The 17,171-nt window shown below is 72.0% G+C and carries 22 protein-coding genes; 17 read left to right on the top strand and 5 right to left on the bottom strand.

The window, feature by feature from the left end:
• The coding region (locus ACIRBY_RS37340; RefSeq protein WP_403909445.1) for a hypothetical protein at positions 1–272 on the top strand (272 nt) is incomplete at its 5' end.
• Positions 273–355: 83 nt separating this feature from the next.
• Here the strand turns inward: ACIRBY_RS37340 and ACIRBY_RS37335 are convergent.
• Positions 356–568 carry a DUF397 domain-containing protein gene (locus tag ACIRBY_RS37335; RefSeq protein ID WP_403909442.1) on the bottom strand — a complete coding sequence of 71 codons (213 nt, stop codon included), beginning with the start codon at positions 566–568 and terminating at the stop codon, positions 356–358.
• Positions 546–1,415 (bottom strand): helix-turn-helix domain-containing protein, encoded by an 870-nt coding sequence (locus ACIRBY_RS37330; protein WP_403909439.1) that lies wholly within the window; start codon positions 1,413–1,415, stop codon positions 546–548. The genes ACIRBY_RS37335 and ACIRBY_RS37330 overlap by 23 nt, the downstream gene beginning before the upstream one ends.
• A 260-nt stretch (positions 1,416–1,675) precedes the next feature.
• Between ACIRBY_RS37330 and ACIRBY_RS37325 the strand changes: the two genes are divergently transcribed.
• The 7 genes from ACIRBY_RS37325 to ACIRBY_RS37295 all read left to right on the top strand — a co-directional run bounded on the left by ACIRBY_RS37325 (position 1,676) and on the right by ACIRBY_RS37295 (position 5,259).
• Positions 1,676–2,122, top strand: a complete 447-nt coding sequence (locus ACIRBY_RS37325; RefSeq protein WP_403909436.1) for a hypothetical protein — start codon at positions 1,676–1,678, stop codon at positions 2,120–2,122.
• A gap of 41 nt (positions 2,123–2,163) precedes the next feature.
• Positions 2,164–2,574 (top strand): ATP-binding protein, encoded by a 411-nt coding sequence (locus tag ACIRBY_RS37320; protein ID WP_403909433.1) that lies wholly within the window; start codon positions 2,164–2,166, stop codon positions 2,572–2,574.
• A gap of 90 nt (positions 2,575–2,664) precedes the next feature.
• On the top strand, positions 2,665–3,156 hold the full coding sequence (locus ACIRBY_RS37315) for a hypothetical protein (protein ID WP_403909430.1): 492 nt from the start codon (positions 2,665–2,667) through the stop codon (positions 3,154–3,156).
• Positions 3,157–3,512: 356 nt separating this feature from the next.
• Positions 3,513–3,890: a hypothetical protein gene (locus ACIRBY_RS37310; protein WP_403909427.1), complete on the top strand. Its 378-nt coding sequence runs from the start codon at positions 3,513–3,515 to the stop codon at positions 3,888–3,890.
• A 159-nt stretch (positions 3,891–4,049) separates the two neighbouring features.
• Positions 4,050–4,418, top strand: coding sequence for a hypothetical protein (locus tag ACIRBY_RS37305; RefSeq protein ID WP_403909424.1), 369 nt, complete (start codon positions 4,050–4,052; stop codon positions 4,416–4,418).
• Positions 4,419–4,645: 227 nt separating this feature from the next.
• Complete coding sequence (locus tag ACIRBY_RS37300) at positions 4,646–4,975, top strand: hypothetical protein (RefSeq protein WP_403909422.1); 330 nt, start codon at positions 4,646–4,648, stop codon at positions 4,973–4,975.
• On the top strand, positions 4,972–5,259 hold the full coding sequence (locus ACIRBY_RS37295) for a type II toxin-antitoxin system RelE/ParE family toxin (RefSeq protein WP_403909419.1): 288 nt from the start codon (positions 4,972–4,974) through the stop codon (positions 5,257–5,259). Before ACIRBY_RS37300 ends, ACIRBY_RS37295 begins: the two co-directional genes overlap by 4 nt.
• A gap of 238 nt (positions 5,260–5,497) precedes the next feature.
• Here the strand turns inward: ACIRBY_RS37295 and ACIRBY_RS37290 are convergent, their stop codons facing one another.
• On the bottom strand, positions 5,498–5,698 hold the full coding sequence (locus ACIRBY_RS37290) for a hypothetical protein (RefSeq protein ID WP_403909416.1): 201 nt from the start codon (positions 5,696–5,698) through the stop codon (positions 5,498–5,500).
• A gap of 345 nt (positions 5,699–6,043) precedes the next feature.
• On the opposite strand from ACIRBY_RS37290, the gene ACIRBY_RS37285 reads away from it, so the two are divergent.
• Entirely contained in the window at positions 6,044–6,547 is a 504-nt protein-coding gene (locus ACIRBY_RS37285; RefSeq protein ID WP_403909413.1) for a DUF6233 domain-containing protein, read from the top strand.
• Positions 6,548–7,476: 929 nt separating this feature from the next.
• Here ACIRBY_RS37285 and ACIRBY_RS37280 read toward each other — a convergent pair.
• Positions 7,477–8,784 carry an exonuclease domain-containing protein gene (locus ACIRBY_RS37280; protein WP_403909410.1) on the bottom strand — a complete coding sequence of 436 codons (1,308 nt, stop codon included), beginning with the start codon at positions 8,782–8,784 and terminating at the stop codon, positions 7,477–7,479.
• Positions 8,785–9,062: 278 nt separating this feature from the next.
• Positions 9,063–9,623 (bottom strand): hypothetical protein, encoded by a 561-nt coding sequence (locus ACIRBY_RS37275; protein ID WP_403909407.1) that lies wholly within the window; start codon positions 9,621–9,623, stop codon positions 9,063–9,065.
• Positions 9,624–10,390: 767 nt separating this feature from the next.
• Here ACIRBY_RS37275 and ACIRBY_RS37270 point away from each other — a divergent pair.
• The 8 genes from ACIRBY_RS37270 to ACIRBY_RS37235 all read left to right on the top strand — a co-directional run bounded on the left by ACIRBY_RS37270 (position 10,391) and on the right by ACIRBY_RS37235 (position 16,997).
• Complete coding sequence (locus ACIRBY_RS37270; RefSeq protein WP_403909404.1) at positions 10,391–11,983, top strand: ParB N-terminal domain-containing protein; 1,593 nt, start codon at positions 10,391–10,393, stop codon at positions 11,981–11,983.
• A gap of 116 nt (positions 11,984–12,099) precedes the next feature.
• Positions 12,100–12,690, top strand: coding sequence for a hypothetical protein (locus ACIRBY_RS37265; RefSeq protein WP_403909401.1), 591 nt, complete (start codon positions 12,100–12,102; stop codon positions 12,688–12,690).
• Positions 12,690–12,851 (top strand): hypothetical protein, encoded by a 162-nt coding sequence (locus tag ACIRBY_RS37260; protein ID WP_403909398.1) that lies wholly within the window; start codon positions 12,690–12,692, stop codon positions 12,849–12,851. Before ACIRBY_RS37265 ends, ACIRBY_RS37260 begins: the two co-directional genes overlap by 1 nt.
• A 75-nt stretch (positions 12,852–12,926) precedes the next feature.
• Positions 12,927–13,283: a hypothetical protein gene (locus ACIRBY_RS37255; protein ID WP_403909395.1), complete on the top strand. Its 357-nt coding sequence runs from the start codon at positions 12,927–12,929 to the stop codon at positions 13,281–13,283.
• 123 nt (positions 13,284–13,406) lie between these two features.
• On the top strand, positions 13,407–13,916 hold the full coding sequence (locus ACIRBY_RS37250; protein WP_403909392.1) for a hypothetical protein: 510 nt from the start codon (positions 13,407–13,409) through the stop codon (positions 13,914–13,916).
• 391 nt (positions 13,917–14,307) lie between these two features.
• Positions 14,308–16,125, top strand: coding sequence for a hypothetical protein (locus ACIRBY_RS37245; protein WP_403909389.1), 1,818 nt, complete (start codon positions 14,308–14,310; stop codon positions 16,123–16,125).
• Positions 16,126–16,230: 105 nt separating this feature from the next.
• A complete protein-coding gene (locus tag ACIRBY_RS37240; RefSeq protein ID WP_403909386.1) occupies positions 16,231–16,653 on the top strand; it encodes a hypothetical protein in 423 nt (140 codons plus the stop codon).
• A gap of 191 nt (positions 16,654–16,844) precedes the next feature.
• Positions 16,845–16,997 carry a hypothetical protein gene (locus ACIRBY_RS37235; protein ID WP_403909384.1) on the top strand — a complete coding sequence of 51 codons (153 nt, stop codon included), beginning with the start codon at positions 16,845–16,847 and terminating at the stop codon, positions 16,995–16,997.
• Positions 16,998–17,171: the final 174 nt, after the last annotated feature.

Here is a 17,171-nt window from a genome sequence, read left to right as displayed (position 1 = left end):
AGACGGCACAGGCGGCCGCCGCGTCGGCACGGGTCGAGGTCGAGTCGGCACGGGCGGAGGCAGAGACCCTGCGCGGCCGGCTCGCCGAGGTCGAGGAGACGGCACAGGCGGCCGCCGCGTCGGCACGGGTCGAGGTCGAGTCGGCACGGGCGGAGGCAGAGACCCTGCGCGGCCGGCTCGCCGAGGTCGAGGGGACGGCACAGAACGAGGGCGCCAAGCCCGCTGCCGGGCGCCGCCCCGTCAAGAAGAACAGGGGCGGCGGCCGACGCTGATTTCACGCCGCCACCACCCTGACCTGAGTACACGCGAGGCCCCGACCTGATCCCGGTCGGGGCCTCGCTGTTTGGCGCGCTTGCTACAGAGTGCCATTCTTCAGGGCGTCCGTCAGCGCGGCCAACGCGGCCCCAGGGACTACCACTACGGGCCCGTCAGCCTGCTTGGAGTCACGGACGCACGACCAGCCCTCGATCCGGGCGACGGCGACGCACTCGTTGCCGTTCGCACCGCTGTAGCTGGAGGTCCTGAAAAGGGTTGCCGCCAGCTCCTCAGCGTTTGGCCTGTGCCTCATGTGCTGTGTGCTCCTCGTGCGCGTCATTCAGAAGGTGCAGTGATTCCGTGGTATCAGCTGCCTGCATGCGAAGGTAGTCCATGGCCACGGTGTACTTATGCACGTCCTCCGCGCTGTCCTTGTACAGCCCACCGTCCAGCAGTTCGACGTAGACCGCACCGAGAGCGTCCCGAGTCCCGAGCGTCAAGAAGGCGTTCTTGCCCGCGGCATGGGCGCCCGCCTCCCACGGGAGCACCTGAATATCGACGTTCGGCCGCTGAGCTTGGTCGATCAGGTGGCTGATCTGCTCAGTCATCACCCCATGGCTTCCGACCACCCGGCGCAGCACGGCTTGATCGAGGATGACCCAGAGGTGAAGCGGCCTGCGCCTTATGAGGACTTCCTGACGGCGCATACGGGAGTCCACCAGGGCGCTCACCTCCTCCGGCGGCTTACGAGCCTGTCCGGTCAGGTGGATCGCCTCCGCGTAGGCGCGGGTCTGGAGGAGTCCGGGCACCGCCGACAGAGCGAACACCGACTCGTAGTCGGCTTCCTGTTCGAGGGCGACGAGCGGGTGCATCCACTCCGGTACGGCTGAGTCCTCCCCGAGCCACCACCCAGCCGGCATGTCCTCGGTCAGCCGCACCAGCGCGGCCACTTCCTCCGCCGTGCCGCCGGCCGCGGTCGCGATGGCCCGCACCGTGCGGGCTACCGGGGCCGAGGGACTACGCCAGTCCTCATACCGCCCCACCGTGCTCTTTCCGTAGCCGGACGCCCGCGCCAGCTCCTCCAGCGTCAGCCCGGAGCGCTCCCGCAGTTTTCCCAGCCCTGCCGCGATTTGAAGTCGGCGCGGTCCCGCGGATGTCATTGGCGCTCCTTCTTCCAGGTAGCCGCCAGTCTCGCCACCGGAGGCCCCCCCAGCAAGGCCGATCCCGGATACGTCCAAGCGCATATGCCACCTCCCATCACCCCCAAAAGCTAGACGGGAATCCTGCAATGGGATTCCCATTGAGGGAATCCCGGTGGCAGACTGGCGTTAGCCGCTACGGAAAGTCGCTACGTGACTGCCGTTAGTGACCCCTGCCGTTGCGCTGACCAGCGCAAATGAGGCCTATGACTGGGGGCTGTATGCAGAGAGTGCGGGACCCCGCGAATGTCGCGGCCCACTGGGCCGCGCGGAGCCACCCCAGACCGGATGCGGTCTGGGACGAATGGGACGGCCCGGCCGGCGTCGCCCTCCTGCCTGCGGGCCGAGAGTGGGACGCCGTCGCCCTCACCTACCGGCGCGTGCAGGAACTCGCCGAGGTGGATCCGCAGTTACTCCGCCACGCCGCGATCCTCGCCGACCTCACGGCCTGGCGGGCCTACCTGTTCATCCAGGCCGGCGCCGCCGCGACGTGGGACGTGCCCGGCACCACCCCGCTCGGAGCGCCCTGCCTGCTGGTGGCCTCCAAGCCGGGCGAGAGACAGCACCCGCTCGGGACATGGGTCCAGCACCCCGGACCTCGAAACCCGCTTGTCGACGCCGGCCGCCTACGGGCAGCCCTGCTGCGGACCGTGGAGGTACAGCCATGACCAACGGGGTTGCCCTCCGACCCGTGAGGACGGGTGCACGTATGCCCATAGAGCCCGCCCCCATCGGACCGCCGGCCTACAGCGAGTGCCTCCCGCGGACGCGCGAGTCCGCCCGGCCGGCGCGAGCCATGGTCACCTCAGCCCTCCGGGTCTGGGACCTGGAGGAGTACGCCGACTCGGCGCAGTCCATCGTGACCGAGCTCATCGCGAACGCCGCCGCGTACGGCTCGCAGTCCCTTGTACGCGTCACCGTGACCCTGACCGGCCCGGACAGCGTCCGGATCGGCGTCGTGGACCGGTCCGCGGTGCTGCCCGAGCGTCACACGGCCGGGGAGGACGACGAGAGCGGCCGGGGCCTGGCGATCATCGACAGCCTGACCGGCGGCTGTTGGGGCGTCGACCAACTTCCCTGGGGCAAGCGCGTGTGGGCTGAAATCGGGGTGAAGTCATGAGCGACCGAGCCGCGCAGATCCGCTACCTCATCGTGCTCACCGCCATCATGGGCGCCCTCCTCTACAGCATCGTCACCGAAGGCGGTCCCCGTGGCTGACCCGTTCGAGCCCCGCCGGGCGATCGGCGAGGCCTTACCCTCACCCGTCAGCACGGCGCACCAGCTCTTCCGGGTGCCCGCCACCGGCCTGCCCCGCATCCCCCGCAGGGCCCGAAACCTCTATCAGACCCAGGCTTATGCGGGATTCGACAAGGCCAGCCCGGGCCGGGCCGGCTCCGACACCCGCCGCACCTACGGCACATGGGGGGTTGAGACCGACGAGGCCGCCGCCTTGGGCCAGCTCACCCGCCATCTCATCCAGTACGCGATGACGGTCCTGCCCACCTACCGCTACACCGTCATCATGCAGCTGGACGAGCGCGGACGTGCCACCGTCACCGTGCTCGCGGTCCAGGCACGCCAGCCGGCCACGCCCCTCGACCCCGGAGCCCATCCCGGCATCCGCAGACTGGCCGACTCCTGGGGCACCCGCCCCCTCGGAGCCGGACCCGGCCTGTACGTCACCGCCCAGACCACCACGTGACGGCACGATCCCCCGCAGACACCCGGCCGCCTGTTCCCTCCCCCGCAGGACGCGCCGGGCACACCGCCCCGGGCCCAGCCCATCCCCCTGCTGGACGCGGGGCGGTCCCTCCTCACCCGCGACTCCGCGCCCTCCGGCGACTGGCCGGCCCTACCGGCCGTCACCCGATGGCACGGCCGCACCGTCGCGAGCCGATCTCCCCCGGCCGCCGGGCCGAGGCACCAGCCGGCCCAAGAAAGGCGGACGCTGCCGAGCCCGGGCCTCCCCCGCCCGAACCCCACCATGTATGCGAGTGACCGATGACCTTTATCCCGCCCGAGCCCGAATTTCTCCCCGGAATCAAGGTGGACACGACGGTGACGATCCACGGAGTGCCGATCGTCACGCTGTACCACCCGCACGCCCACCCGCAAAACACCGGTGTGGAACAGGCGATGACCGCCATCGGCGCACTTCTCGGACTCCGCTACGGCCGCCACTTCCGCCCCAGCCACGAATACGTCTACGACTTCGGCGGCGACTGGTACCTGGACTACGGGCACCCCCGGGACCTCCTCCGCTTCCCGGTGGCGAACTGGCTGTGGCCCTACGCCGTCCACGGCCGCAGGGGCGCTCTGGTGGCGGTCTGCCTTGAGCACGAGCCCAGTGCCCCGGAAGGCCGGATCATGACCGGCGCCCTTGCCCTGCGCCAAGTGGCCCCCCGCGACTGGCCCAGCTACAAGCGCGGCCACTGACCCCCCCCGCCCTCCGACCCACCGGCGCCGCAAGGCCGGCGATCCCCGGCGCGGAAAGCAAGAGACCGTGACGCCCCTGCCCCGAGGCTCCATACCCTCTCCCGAACCGACGCCGACCGGCTCACCACACCGAGGTAGCCCGTGCACCCCCGCCGCCCCGTGCTCACCCTCCACCACAAGTTCGCCGCGCTGCCCGAGCGCGAGGGGGCCGACCCCGACGGACGAACCTGGCACGTCGCCTCCCAATGGCTCGACCCCCCGTGGCTACGCCGGGAATGGCGCTACAAGCCCCTGCCGCACGGCGCCCTCACCGAGATCACCGCCCGCAGTCTCGCCGACCTGACCAGCGTCCGCGTGATGCAGCTTCACCCCGACTCCGCAGCCCGCGGCCGCACACTGGTGGTCCGCGTGTGGGAAGAAAAGACTCACACCGGGCACGGGGCACGCCGCGCACGTACCTGGCGCTTCCAGTACGGCGGGAACCCAACCCCACCCGCACCGCCGGGTGATACACCGGGTAGCGCCTGACCGCCGCACCGCCAGACCCCGGCAGCCTGCCCCCCGGCAGGACCGCCGGGCGAGCGCGCGAAACGCCCCTCCAGGGGGCTCCGCCGCTCCGTCGGCCGCCCCGGACCCCACCCCTCCGCGGGTCCGGGGCGGCCCATACCCGCTGCGGACCGTCCCTGACGAAAGAGGCTCCCGGCCCCGGCCGTTACCCCGTACGGTGGAGAGGCCGCATGAGGAGGGCACACACCATGAGCGCACTGCCGCACGAGACACCGCCGCGGGCGTACGCCAGCCCCTACCGGGTCGAGGCGCACGAGGGGCCGCAGACGCTCGCCGCGCTCCGCGCCGAGCTCGCCGTAGTCGACCCCGCCGAACTGGTGGCGTTCAACGCGCGGCTGGACACGGCGCGGTTCGGCGCCGAACAGGAGTCCGTCATTTCCGACGCGCGCCGGCTGATCGCCCTGCGGACCCGCCCCGAGGTCCTGGCCGCCATCGCCGCCTCGCTCGCCGGCACATCTGAGACGGCGCCGGTCGAGGAACTCTTTGCCCACCTGGAGAGCCGGGGCGCCGCCGAGTGACCCTCTGGACCGTCGAGGTACCCCCACGGCTCTACGAGGAAATCGCACACCTCAGCCCCGGCAGCCGCCGCGCCCTCCACGACACGCTCGACAGTCTCGCCGCTGACCCGCGCGACCCCGCCAGCACCACCGAGCCGATCACCGGCGCCGAGCTACGCCGCATCGACACGCCCCCCGTGCAGGACACCGGCGACCGCATCACCCTCCTGTACCGGGTGCACACCCCCACAGCCGACCGTCTCGGCGGACGCGTAGAAGTGATCTTCATCCTTTCCGGTCCGTGACCGCAGCCCGACTCCCGCGTCTGCCTGACCGGTACCCGGTCAGGCACGCCCCTCAGTGCTCTTTGGTGCAGGTCAGCCAGCGGCCATCCCTAGCCGCCGTACACGCCCGGATACGCACCCCCGACCCGTCGTACTCCCACGCGGTATCCATCAGCTGGGCGCCGTTCCAGCCATCGACCACCGGCGCCGTCACCACCCGCGCCCGCCGGGCCGCCCCGCCGTTCTTCCGGACCTCCAGTCACAGGTGACCGGCCTGCGGCACCCAGCCAACCGCACGGGCATGGTCCACCCCCTTGATCTTCTTGATCCACAGCTCCACGATCGGGCCGCTACCGCCCTCCGCCTCCGCCCGGAGGCAGAGCCGCGCCCCGTCACGCAGCTCACACGCCGAGTGGACCGGGGCCGCACCGGCAGGAGTCCCCGCCAGCAGCACCAGCACCGCTGCCAAGGCCCCCCGGCAGGCTCATACGTCGCATCATGGACGGTCCAACGCCAACCCCGCCGCGAAGTCACACGCGCCCCCTGCCGCGCAGCCGTGCGGACACGACGGCGCGCCGCTAGGCGAAGAAATCGAACACATGATGGAATGAAGGGATCCGCCCGCCTCAGGAGTCCCCATGACCACCCCCACGCCGTCCAGACCGCAGCCCGCCACCTGGGCGCCCAGCCAGGCCGGCCCTTGCGCACGCTGCCATCGAACGTGTGCGCGGTACGGGGCGCCTGCCAACCCCCTGTGCCAGACCTGCCGCCAGGCCCGCCAGGAGCAGCTGAACCGCCCCTGACCGTGGAGTCTGCACCGTCGCTCCCGCCGAGTGTCCGGCTCACCCTGCCCGACGGCCAGGAGCTGCGCGGGCGTCTCCTGGCCCGCCGGTGGACTCCCGCCGGGTGGCGCTATCAGGTCTCCGTGGTCCTGTGGTCGGCAACCGCCGCCATGGGCGTCGAGCCGGCCGACTACATCATCTGGGTCCCTGCCGAGGGCGGCGCCTACCTCCGCCCGGAGGACGGAGCCGACTACACCACCGTACCCACCGAGGGGCCACCCACCCATCCCTACCTCGCCCCGCCCCCGCCCGGCGCAGACATGCGCTGGGCGTGGACCATCGAGCAGACCCGGGCCGCCGGCCCCGGCAGCCGCCCCACCGGAACACTCATCCACGAATACAGCTGCGCGGATGCCCCGCGCAATGGGCCGGAGCTCACCCTCGAAGAGGCTCTGACCGCCTACGCCCGGCCAGGTGCCCGCGCCTGCCAGCACTGCGGGGCCGCCGAGGTGCTCACCCGGCTTTAGCCCTTGCCCTACCCGTCGGTGGCGACCGTCGAGCGAGCCGGCATATGGCCCCACCCGCCCGTTTCGGCCGTCCTCGCGTGATGCTGGAGCTATGGGCCGGATCCGGTTCTGCGCGCTGTGTGGGGCCCGGCTGCCGAAGAATGCGGTGGCCGGACGCCGGTACTGCGACGCTGCCTGTCGGGCCCAGGCGTACCGGGAGCGCAGGGCGGCGGAGCGAATGTTCGGCCTGGCAGTGCTCCTGGGCGAAGCTGTGGAGACTGGGGACCGTGCCACGATTCGGGCGCTGACCTGCCCTGTCTGCGGATTGATCACCTTCGCCGGCGCGGGTCACCGTCGGGACACCCGGTTCTGTTCGAACCGGTGCCGAAGCCGCGCCTGGCGGGCCCGGGCAGCCCATTCCGCCTCCACGTAGAGCCGTCACCCAACCGCGTTCCCGGCCGCCCGGTGACGGCTCTACGTGCTGCACCGAGGGGGTGGGGCCACTCGAAGCCGTTGCTTTCTCCGAGTGCTCCGGCTTGTCACCCATGCGGCCTACAAGTGGGGTCAGCGGAACCCGTTGGGGTGGGCCGGACCAACCCGTCGGAGACACCCAGCCCAGCCCGCGGAAGGGCTCCCGCCCCCGGTCTCCTCCAGCTATGGGGGACGGCCCGATCAGGCCAGAGAGCCCCCACGCGGCAACACCCGCCTGCCCCGCCCACCGGCCGACCCGTTCCGGCTCCGCCCCGCAGGCCCGTCCGCCCGCTCCACCCGCACAGCCGGCGCCCCCGCGGGCTGCACGTCCAGGACCACCCGCAGCCCCCCACCCCGATGAGACAACCGTGTCGGCTCACCCGTCTGGAGAGCCGTGCACGCCCGCAGCAGCGGCAACAGCACCGCCAGTACCTCCTCACCCAGCTCCCTGTTGTCGGTCATCACGCGCAGCTGGACCATCACGCCTCCCCGACGCCGGCACCGGCGGCCGCCGGCGCGTACTCATCCGCGTACTCGCGCCCCATCTCCCCAAGGCGCTCAAGGACTGCGAGGCAGTCCCCGGCCGCCCGGTGTCCCCCGCCCAGCGCCTGCCAGCGGTTCGCCCCGTGATACTCGGACCAGTCCCCCACCCAATCCGAATAGGGGATCATCACATCCTCGAACCGGTGGCCGGCGAGCCACTCCTCAGCCCGCTCCCGGGCCCAGTCCAACGCCCGCCCCTCCGCCACCTCCGCAGGCCCCCACACCCCGTTCTCCAGGTGATGGCACGTCAGCTCATACCGCAGCCGGGCCACGTCAAACGGCGCGTTGTAGATCAGGCAGCGCCGGCCGTCGAGGACCGCCGACAGCTGCGGCAGCACGGCCGAGAACGTGGGCCGGCCGACCACATCCGCGTCCACGATCCCGTGAACCGCCGAGGCGTCCTCCGGGATCGGCACCCCCGGGTTCACGAGCGTGTCCAGGAGGACTTCCCCGCTGGAGGACACCACCGCGATCTCGATGATGCGCGCCTCAGGGTGAAGCCCGGACGTTTCCGTGTCCAGGACGCACACCGTCGGGTCCGCGAGCGCGGCTGCGGCCCACCGTTTCCGCTCCTCCGCCCGCCGTCGCTGCTCCGCCCGCTGCTCTGCCTCCTGCCGCTCCCACTCAGCCCGCCGCTCCGCGTGACGCCGCTCCGCCGCCGCCGCGCACGGCGCACACCGCTCCGGCCAGTGAGCCGGCCGCCACCACGAGCCCCACTCCACCCGCCCCTGCGACGCCTGGACGGCCCTCGCCTCCTTCTTCGTCACCATCCGCACCGTGCAGCCCTCACCCGCGCACACCGTCACCTTCTCGACCCACGCCGCCGCCCGCTCCCGCCACTTCGCCAGCTGAGCCCGCCGACACTCCCCACACCGGCCGTGCGCCGCCGGCAACGGACGCGCCCGCACCACCTGGCAACCCCGGCACGTCCGCGCCTGCCGCCGCTCCTCCGCCCGCCGCTCCGCCACCCAGCACACCGCGCACTGCCGCCCCCGCACGATCGACGCACGGACCTCCCCACACACCGGACACGTCCGCCGCGCCTCCATCCGCCCCTTCACCACCGACGCCAGCGGCCGCATCCGCACCGCGGCCGCCGGATCGTACAGCGGGACGTCGCCGTACTTCCTGGTCCGGATGTACGCCAGGGCCGGCTGACCCTCCGCCAGCTTCAGCCGCACCTCACCCAACTGAGTCTGCGTCCGCAGAGCCGACGGAGCCTGACCCCAGCCGTAGACCGGCACACCCTCGATGTGATCTCGCGGCGTACCCCTGGCCACCAGACCCGGATCAGCCTCCACCCGGCCAGACGGGACCCGACCCGCCGCCACCGCAATAACGTCACTCACTCAATGCCTCCCGAAGACGTCGAAGCAATTGAAACCGTAGCAGCAGTAAACCCCATTCCGCCCCCGTCCAAACATTTGAAACCAAACGGGTGACCGGCGAGGTTCGGCGATTAAATCCGGGCACACGAACATGTGAACTTAAATGGATCTCCATTAATTTCCCGGGATCGAAGTCACCCGTTCGGCGCAGCGGGACCGTACCGGTCCAGAGCCTCCCTCACGATCCGCGGCACCGGATACAGCCGCGCCGCAAGCTCATCCCTCACTCTGCGTTCCTCCCGGCTCAGGCTGAGGCCAGAACCGACCAGGCCGCGTTCGCGAAGTTCACGCATCGGTCCCTCCGACATGCGCCAAGACGCAGTCCTGAGCCGCTTGACCAGGTCGGATGGGAGACGGTAGTTCCGCTGAGACATAACGGTTCGGTCACTGGGACCCGGCCAGCGGCCCGACAGCGAGAGCTCTTCCTCCTCCTCTTCAGCCAACGGCCGCCACGGGCCGGCGAGATCCTCCTCCGCCAGGCGCCGACCGACCGCACCAGCCACCATCTCCGACCGGCTAGGCCACTCGACCAGACGCATACGCGCCACAATAAGACGGGCATTCCTCCGACTGTTCCCCTGCTTGACGAGAGCCTCCAAAGTGGCTTTCTCCTCCGCCGCATGCTGCTTCTTAAGTAGGTCCAAGCGCCCTGCTTGATAGGTGTAGATCATCACCGTTACCGGGGTTCTCTCCATAACCGCATTCTAATGGATATCCATTCAAGGAGCCGGCTCGGCAGCCAAGGCCCCCGAGGGATCCTCCGCCGCGGCCGCCGCGTATGCCTGCGCCACATCGGCAGGCCGGCCCCGGGCGGCCGACGCCAGCACAGGACGTCCCGGGTCGGTCCCCGCAGATCCGCCGGCAGGCCGCCCGCAGCTTGAGCCCCGGGAGTCGGCGCCGCCCCGCGAACGAGTCCGCGGCCACGCCGGGTGCGGCCCTGCCGTGGGCGGCATCCCTCCGTAATCCTCCGTGGCCACCGCCGTTGCCGACTGCGAGCCGGACGGACTGGAGAAGGACGCCGGCAGCAGGGGGAAGGGAGGCGGGCGGCGCCACCGTCGGCGGCCGCCCCCGCCGCCACGGGGCGCAGACCGTACCCCCGCCGTCAACCCGGACCGCGCGCGAGGCGACCGCACCCCCCGGCTGTGGCTGGCGGGGGGCAGCAGCTGCCGCGCTCAAATGACGGCCGGTCAGCGCTCCGCTCGGCGCGGGCACACAGGGGCTGATGAGCGCGTCGTCCGGGTCGGTCACCGCCCGTGCCCAGCACCCCGGGCGCCGTACGGGGTACTCGGGAGGGCGCAGGCCACAGACCAAAACCCCATCTGACCTGGGGATTTAACCCAAACAAGCACCAAGATCGATTTGCAAAAGGACCAAAAATGTGGTTCAATAGATGTGTTGGGAAGGGGGGCGGGCAAACCCCCCGACCCGGCCGAGAGAACCCCTTCGCCGAGAGGAACACATCATGACCAGCAAGACCACCGCCACCGTGTGGCCTACCCTCGCCGTGGCCGACCTCGCCGCCGCCCACGTCCTCCCCGAGGCTGACGCCGTACTGACCGAGGACATCGCCGCCCACGGCATCCTCGAACCCCTCTACGTGGCCACCACCCCGGCCGGTGCCCTGCGTGTCGTGGATGGCATGCGCCGCCTTGCCGCCGCCGTCGCGCTCAGCCTGGCCGACGTCCCGGTTACCCACCGGCCCGTCATCCAGGTGACCGCCCTCACCGCCCACCCCGGCAACGTCCGCCGCGATCTGGCGATCACTGCCGAGTTCGTCAAGTCGATCCAGGTCCACGGCATCCGCACGCCCATCCAGGTCACCCGCACCCCGGATGGACAGCTTCGCGTGGTCGACGGCCACCGCCGCCTCGCCGCCGCCATCAAGGCCCACCTGACCCACGTCCCCTACCTCTACGAGGAGCGGGCAGAGGCCGGGCAGATCCTCGACATGGTCACCACAGCCCGCCACCGCACGGGCCTCACCAAGTCCGAGGAGACCGCCGCACTTTTCGCGGCCGCCGACCTGGGCGCGGATGCCCGCCAGATGGCGGCGGCCGCAGCCGTCACCGTCTCCCAGGCCAAGAAGTTCAAGATCCTGGCCAAGTCCACGGCCGTCCGCACCGCCGTTACGGCCGCAGACATGAGCCTTGAGGACTACGCGATCCTGGCCGAGCTGGAGGCGACTGACCCCCAGGCCGTCACCGAGGCCATGACCAGGATCGGGCACAACCCGAAGTCGGATCACGGCTGGATCGTCCGCCAGGCCCGCACCAACTCCCAGGTACGCATGCAACTCGCCAAGCACCGGGCCAAGCTGGAGGCCAGCGGCGCCCGCATCCGTACCTGGGACGAACTCCGGCAGGGCGCGGTCACCGTCAGCAGTCTGGGACTCACCTCCACCAAGCACGCCACATGCCGGGGCCAGGTATGGGTCGCTCAGGACCACGAATACGTCCCCTACTGCACCAACCCGAAGCTGTACGGGCACAAGACGCCCGACGGCGCCACGGACCAGCCCAAGATCACCGCCAGTGAGCGGCGCGCGATCATCAGCGGCGGACAGGACTGGGACACCGCAGAGGGAATCCGGCGCGAGTGGCTGGCCGAGTTCTTCGCCAAGGGCCGCCGCTCCCGCGCGGAATCCGACCTGATGACCACCCTCACCGCCCGCGTCCTCATGTCCGGCTCCCACATCATCAGCCGCCACGCCCTCCACCCCAAGGCCACCAACCGCCTTGAGCAGTGGTTCGGCATCCAGGAGTACAGCGGACGGGAGCAGTGCGCCGAGGCGGTCACCCCCGCCAAGGCCGCCGCCATGAGCTTTGCGTCCGTCGCCACCGCCTACGAGCAGCACGCCGCCCGCACCGTCTGGCGCACTGACGGCGCCCACGCCGAAGCCGACGTGCGTACGACCACCGGCCAGTACCTCACATGGCTGACCCAGCTGGGATACACGCCCACCCCCATCGAACAGGCAGTCATCGACGACCAGCCCTACAACCCGGCCGCCGTCAACCTCGCGGCCGACGAAGCCAGCGGCAAGACCCTGAACTAGCCGCCGCCGGGCGGGAGACCCCCGCCCGGCACGGGCCCCAGGGAGGAGGAGGGCAAACCTCCTCCCCGGGCGCCCGGCACCACCCCCTTCGCACACACCAGAACAGGAACACCACCATGCAGCGCAACAGCCGCGCCATCGCCCCCGAAGCCGTCGCCGCCCTCGACCTGACCGACCTCATGTGGTCCGGCGCGATCACCTCGATGACCGCCACCGCCGACGGGTCCTGGATCGTCGTCCCCACCATCGGCAAGCCCGTCATCCTCACGACGGCCGCCGACGTCGCCGCCTACATCGACCACGCCACCACCGGCACCGGCCCCCAGGCACTCGCCCCGGCCCGCACCACCCCCGCCGACGAGGACGGGTGCGGATGCGCCCCCCAGGCCGACACCACAACCCCCACCGACTACGGCCCCGACCTCATGCAGGCCCGCGCCATCCTCGCCGAGCTCGCCCGGCAGTTCGACATCCCCACCCAGGCCATGTCGGCCGCCTACGACGAGGCCGCGCAGGCCGCCGTGGTCCGCGTCCAGACCCGCCACGGCCTCTACGCCCTCCACATCCCCGCCATCAGCCGCCAGTTCGTAGTCTCCCGCAACCGGCAGCGGGACGGCGTGATCAGCGCCCGCCGAGTCCCCGCCACCAGCGACACCACCGTCACGCTCCTGTTCGGCGCCTACCTCCGCGACCGGGGCGCCCTGTAATGGCCGCCCAGTACAACACCGTCGGGGACTGCGAAGACTGCGGAGCCGACGACGGGCAGGAGTGCTCCCCGACCTGTCTCAACCACCCCGACAGCCACTGGTGGGACGACTCCCCCGAAGCCCCCTCCCCGCACGAGGAGGACGTACCCCCCGGCTGGTAGCCGAGACCCCACCCCGGCCGGGGGCGGAGGGCAAACCGCCCCCGGCCACCACTCCCTTCGCACAGGAGACCACCCATGGACCTCACCCCCCTCGACAGCAGCCAGCGCGGCCGCATCTACCTCGCCACCGCCGTATCCCCCACCGGGCAGTACGAGGGATCCACCGCCTACCGGCTGTGGCAGCCCTGCCAGGTGTGCGGGCCCCGCCCCACCTCCTACAACCCTGACCCCGAACAGGTCGCCCCCTGCCGCACCCCCCACTCCCACGCCACCAACCTCGTACGCGTGTGGCGCCGGATCTACGAGGGCAGCGGGCGCAGCTTCATCCTCCTCGCCCCGCACGCCGACACACTCGCCGAGGCCGAGGCCTACGCCGCACGGATGTCCCGCATCCTCACCCGGCCCGTCCAGCGCACCACCCAGCACGCCTGACCCATCGGGCCGAGGGCAACCCGCCCGCAGGCCCGCCGACCGCACCACCAGCCGGGGCGGAGGGCAAACAGCCCCGGCCGGTGGTGCACCACCCACCAACCCCTTCGCACAAAGGACTCACACGTGACCAGCACCGCCGCCCAGCTCATGATTGAACTCGCAGATCACGCCGCACACCTCCGACAGACCATGCTCAGCGAGCCCCTGCCCCCGACCCTCGCCGCCAACCTCCGCGACAGCGCACGCAACCGCACCAGCGCCGCCCTCTACTTCGCGCACCTCCACGCCCAGGACTGGCAGCCGCGCGGAGGCTACCCCGGCTCTGACGTGCACTGGCCGGTGCTGTGCATCCGGTGCGGATGGGAAGGCGAGATGTTCAACTCGCACATGCGCCGCAACCGCAGGCACCGGGGATGCCCCATCCCCGCTGTAGACCTTGCCCCCATCCACGGCATCGTCAGGGCCGCAGCCCACCGCCAGCCCGACCGGCAGCACCCCCTTGGCCACGCGGCTTTCCACCTCTACCAGGCCCTGGAATCCGTCGGCACGCCCGAGGAACCCGAGCACCTGATCCGACTGGACCTCGCCGCCGAGTACCTCCGCGAAGCCCGCACCGCCCAGACGGCCCGCTGACCGCACCACCAGGCCGGGGCGGGAAACCCGCCCCGGCCCCGCGAACGCCCCGCACAGCGGCCCCCAGGGCCGCTGAACAGGGCACCCAGCAGCCACCCGGCAGGCCCCCTTTCCGCCGGCCGCGAAGCCCGAGGCCTTGCCGGCGCTGGGGCGGCGACCGGCCGTGATCGCTCCCCCGACCGCGCCCGCCGCCCCGGCCCCGGCCCGGCAGCCGGCACCCGGCCGTGCACCCGCACCCCGGCGCGCAGCCCAGCCCCCGGCTGAGCTCTCACGCTCCCCCCGTCCCGGCCCCAGCCGCACCCCGCCCGGGCCCCGCCCGCAGCCCCGCAGACCGTGCGGCACCCACCACCCGCCAGCCCAACCGGCCCCGCCCCCACCACAGGAGGACCACATGCCGCACGCCACCCTCACCCGGCCGACCGCGCCCACCCACATCACCGACCCGCTCCCGCAGGCCTGCACGACGGATGCGCCGGCGCCCTGCACGCGCTGCACGGGCGGGTGCCACCACTGCTACTGGACCGGCACCCACGGCGCCACCGAGGCCGACTACGACCCCACCCGATGGCGCGCCACCTACGCCGCCGAGACCATCGGCCCCAAGCTCAGCTGGACCGCCCGCCACCTGGAGGCCGTCGACCACGCCGCCACCACCGGCATCGTCACCGACCCCCAGGGCGGATACCGGCGCCGCCCCGGCGGCCGCCGCATCGCCGCCGCACTCGTCGCCGAGCTCACCGCAAGCGGATTCCTCACCGCCCCCGACGAGCACGGCCGCATCGAGGCCTCCCCCGACGGCCGCAAGGCCTCCCTGCTGCTGCACACTGCCGACCCCGTCGCCCTGCTCTCCACCGCAGACCAGGCCGCCCGCGCCCGCCGCATCTACCGCAAGCACCAGGGCGACACCGCCGACTACAAACAGCAACTCACCTTCCCGTGCCTCCCCGACGGGGACCACGCCCAGGCCCGGGCCGCCCGAGCCCGCGAGCGGGGGCGGGAGTTCGCACGGCAGGCCGCCATCAGCCGGGCCGAGGCGGAGGAACGCCGGCAGCGCGCTGAGGCCGAGTACGCCGCCGAACAGGCCGCAGACCGGGACCGCCGCCACGCCGAGCGTGAACGTGCTGTGGCCCATGCCATGTTCGGCTGTGGCGAATGCCCCGATACCTGGACCGTTGACGCCCGGTGCGGCATCTGCCGCACCGCCGCCCACCCCGCCCCCTACCGGCCCGAACCCGAGCACCACGACCAGCCCGGACAGCAGGACCAGCCGCAGCAGCCCGAGCGCCAGGAGCAGGCCCAGGAGGAGCCGCCCGCAGGGCTGAACGGGCCTGAGCTCCCGGCCGCGCCGACGCCGGCGAAACCCGCCCCCGCACCCGCGCCGGACACCTTTGCCCAGCGGCCCATGGGCGCCATCGAGGGGCTCCCCCCGTCCGTGTCGATCACCCCTCTCACCCTGCGGGACGACGCCTACGCCGTCCAGTGCATGCCCTGCGGCGGTGGAGGCGCGTACACCACCGTCCAGACCATCCGTGACGGCAACTGGTCCCGCAACAGCGCCTACGCCGCCGCCCAGGCGCACGCACAGGAACACGCCCGCCAGATCGAGACCGCGCTCAACACCCCCACCTGGGAACGGCAGGCCCGGGCGCTCGGCTGGAGCACCGCCCAGGCCGACGCCGTGTGTGCGGCCGCCCGGGGCCACCTGCACTACGACGGCACCGTCTTTTACCAGATGGACCCCACCGACCCGCGGGCCCGTGGCCGGACCGTCTCCCGCCGCAGGATCGCCGGCCTCACAGACGCCGGTTTCCTCGTCTGCGACGGCCGATACGTCACCCCCACCGAGGACGGCACCGCTGCACTCCGTGCGTGGAGCCGCATCCGCCCCCAGCCCGCCACCACCGAGCGGACGTGCTTGCGGCCGCTCCCCGGCGGACAGGAGGAAGCTCGCCGCGCCGCGCACGATCGCCGGTTCGCCGAGCGCCTCAGGGAAATCCGCCTCTCCCATCACGAACAGCTGGAGCTGTGGCCCCGCGAGCCCGTCACCACGCCCCCGCGCCGTCCCCGCCGCGCCCGCCGCCCACCCATCGCCACCCGCTTTCCCGGACAGACCCACGTGACTCTCCCCGCCACCCTCCTTCCCCTTGACCCCCCACAGCTCCGGGCCGCCGTACACCCCCGCGCCGCGGCACATGCCCCCGCCGCCTAGATCAAGGACCGCAAATGTGGTTCAATAGATAAGTCGGCAGGGGAGGGCAAACCCCGTCCGACCAGGGCACTTTTGTGCCCTGCACCCTTCGCACAGGAGAGAACAATGGCCTACACCGTCCCCGACGGCGCCCATCTGGCCGCCGCTGCCAAGCGCGTCTACGACCTTCAGGAGACCGGCACGGCAGGCCCCGAGATGGGCCGCACCGTGGCCGTACTGCTGGCCTCGGTTGTCCGCGACGTTCTCACGGACTGCGACCACGCCGCCCCCTTCGACGCCGCGGCACTGGAGCTCACCGCCTACAGCGGCACCGCCGCCACCGTCGCCGCCACCGGTACGTACTGGACCGCCGCAGGCGAGCCGCGCGAGCTCACGGCCGACGACCGGGCGGAGCTCAACCACTGGGCGTACCGGCTCGACCACCCCGGGGCCCGCTCCGGCTGGGAGCCCCTGTGCACCGTGCTGAGCCCCGGCGCCGTGACCCGCTACCGGCTCGACCTCGCCCGCGCGGCCGCCGCCCTTTCCTGACCGCCCCCACTTCCCGGCCGCCGCCCGGCGGCCGGGAAGGACCCTGCCGGACCGCAGCTTGCGCCCGCGTGACCCTGCGGGAGGCCGCCACGCTGACCGCCGCACCACCACAACCGCCGTGCCGGGGAGGGCAACCCCGGCCGGACCGGGCGCGCCCCGCGCGCCCGCCCCTTCGCACCCCAGGAGCCCCCATGCAGCACGACCACGCCCACGACGACTGGAACGAGCGGGCCATCCCGACCATCCCGCACCAGCGAGCCCCCCAGCCCACCGACGACTGGAACACCGCCCGGGCCGCCCGCATCCCCCGCCAGCCCCACCCCGACGAGACCGACAACACCTGACCGGCGGACGCGCCCGCGCGCGGCCCCGCAGCAGACACAGCGAAGCCCCGGAGGGACGGGCAAACCCCCGGGGCCACGCTGGAAAAATGAAGATGCCCGGCGGCGCAATGGGCAAAAGGCCGCCGGGCGAAATATCCCCTTCGCACTGCAAGGCCTCACGGCCCACAGAAAGGA

This window comes from Streptomyces sp. NPDC096136, assembly GCF_044763325.1.
Classification (GTDB): Bacteria; Actinomycetota; Actinomycetes; order Streptomycetales; family Streptomycetaceae; genus Streptomyces.
Note: the sequence above shows the minus strand (reverse complement) of the source record. Positions and strands in the feature narration are given on the sequence as shown.

Excerpts from the sequence above, each read along its gene's own strand:
- ACIRBY_RS37245 (WP_403909389.1), top strand. The coding sequence starts at position 14,308 with ATGCCGCACGCCACCCTCACCCGGCCGACCGCGCCCACCCACATCACC.
- ACIRBY_RS37235 (WP_403909384.1), top strand. The coding sequence starts at position 16,845 with ATGCAGCACGACCACGCCCACGACGACTGGAACGAGCGGGCCATCCCG.
- ACIRBY_RS37300 (WP_403909422.1), top strand. The coding sequence starts at position 4,646 with ATGAGCGCACTGCCGCACGAGACACCGCCGCGGGCGTACGCCAGCCCC.
- ACIRBY_RS37320 (WP_403909433.1), top strand. The coding sequence starts at position 2,164 with ATGCCCATAGAGCCCGCCCCCATCGGACCGCCGGCCTACAGCGAGTGC.
- ACIRBY_RS37275 (WP_403909407.1), bottom strand. The coding sequence starts at position 9,623 with ATGGAGAGAACCCCGGTAACGGTGATGATCTACACCTATCAAGCAGGG.
- ACIRBY_RS37330 (WP_403909439.1), bottom strand. The coding sequence starts at position 1,415 with ATGACATCCGCGGGACCGCGCCGACTTCAAATCGCGGCAGGGCTGGGA.
- ACIRBY_RS37265 (WP_403909401.1), top strand. The coding sequence starts at position 12,100 with ATGCAGCGCAACAGCCGCGCCATCGCCCCCGAAGCCGTCGCCGCCCTC.
- ACIRBY_RS37325 (WP_403909436.1), top strand. The coding sequence starts at position 1,676 with ATGCAGAGAGTGCGGGACCCCGCGAATGTCGCGGCCCACTGGGCCGCG.
- ACIRBY_RS37270 (WP_403909404.1), top strand. The coding sequence starts at position 10,391 with ATGACCAGCAAGACCACCGCCACCGTGTGGCCTACCCTCGCCGTGGCC.
- ACIRBY_RS37240 (WP_403909386.1), top strand. The coding sequence starts at position 16,231 with ATGGCCTACACCGTCCCCGACGGCGCCCATCTGGCCGCCGCTGCCAAG.
- ACIRBY_RS37335 (WP_403909442.1), bottom strand. The coding sequence starts at position 568 with ATGAGGCACAGGCCAAACGCTGAGGAGCTGGCGGCAACCCTTTTCAGG.
- ACIRBY_RS37260 (WP_403909398.1), top strand. The coding sequence starts at position 12,690 with ATGGCCGCCCAGTACAACACCGTCGGGGACTGCGAAGACTGCGGAGCC.
- ACIRBY_RS37255 (WP_403909395.1), top strand. The coding sequence starts at position 12,927 with ATGGACCTCACCCCCCTCGACAGCAGCCAGCGCGGCCGCATCTACCTC.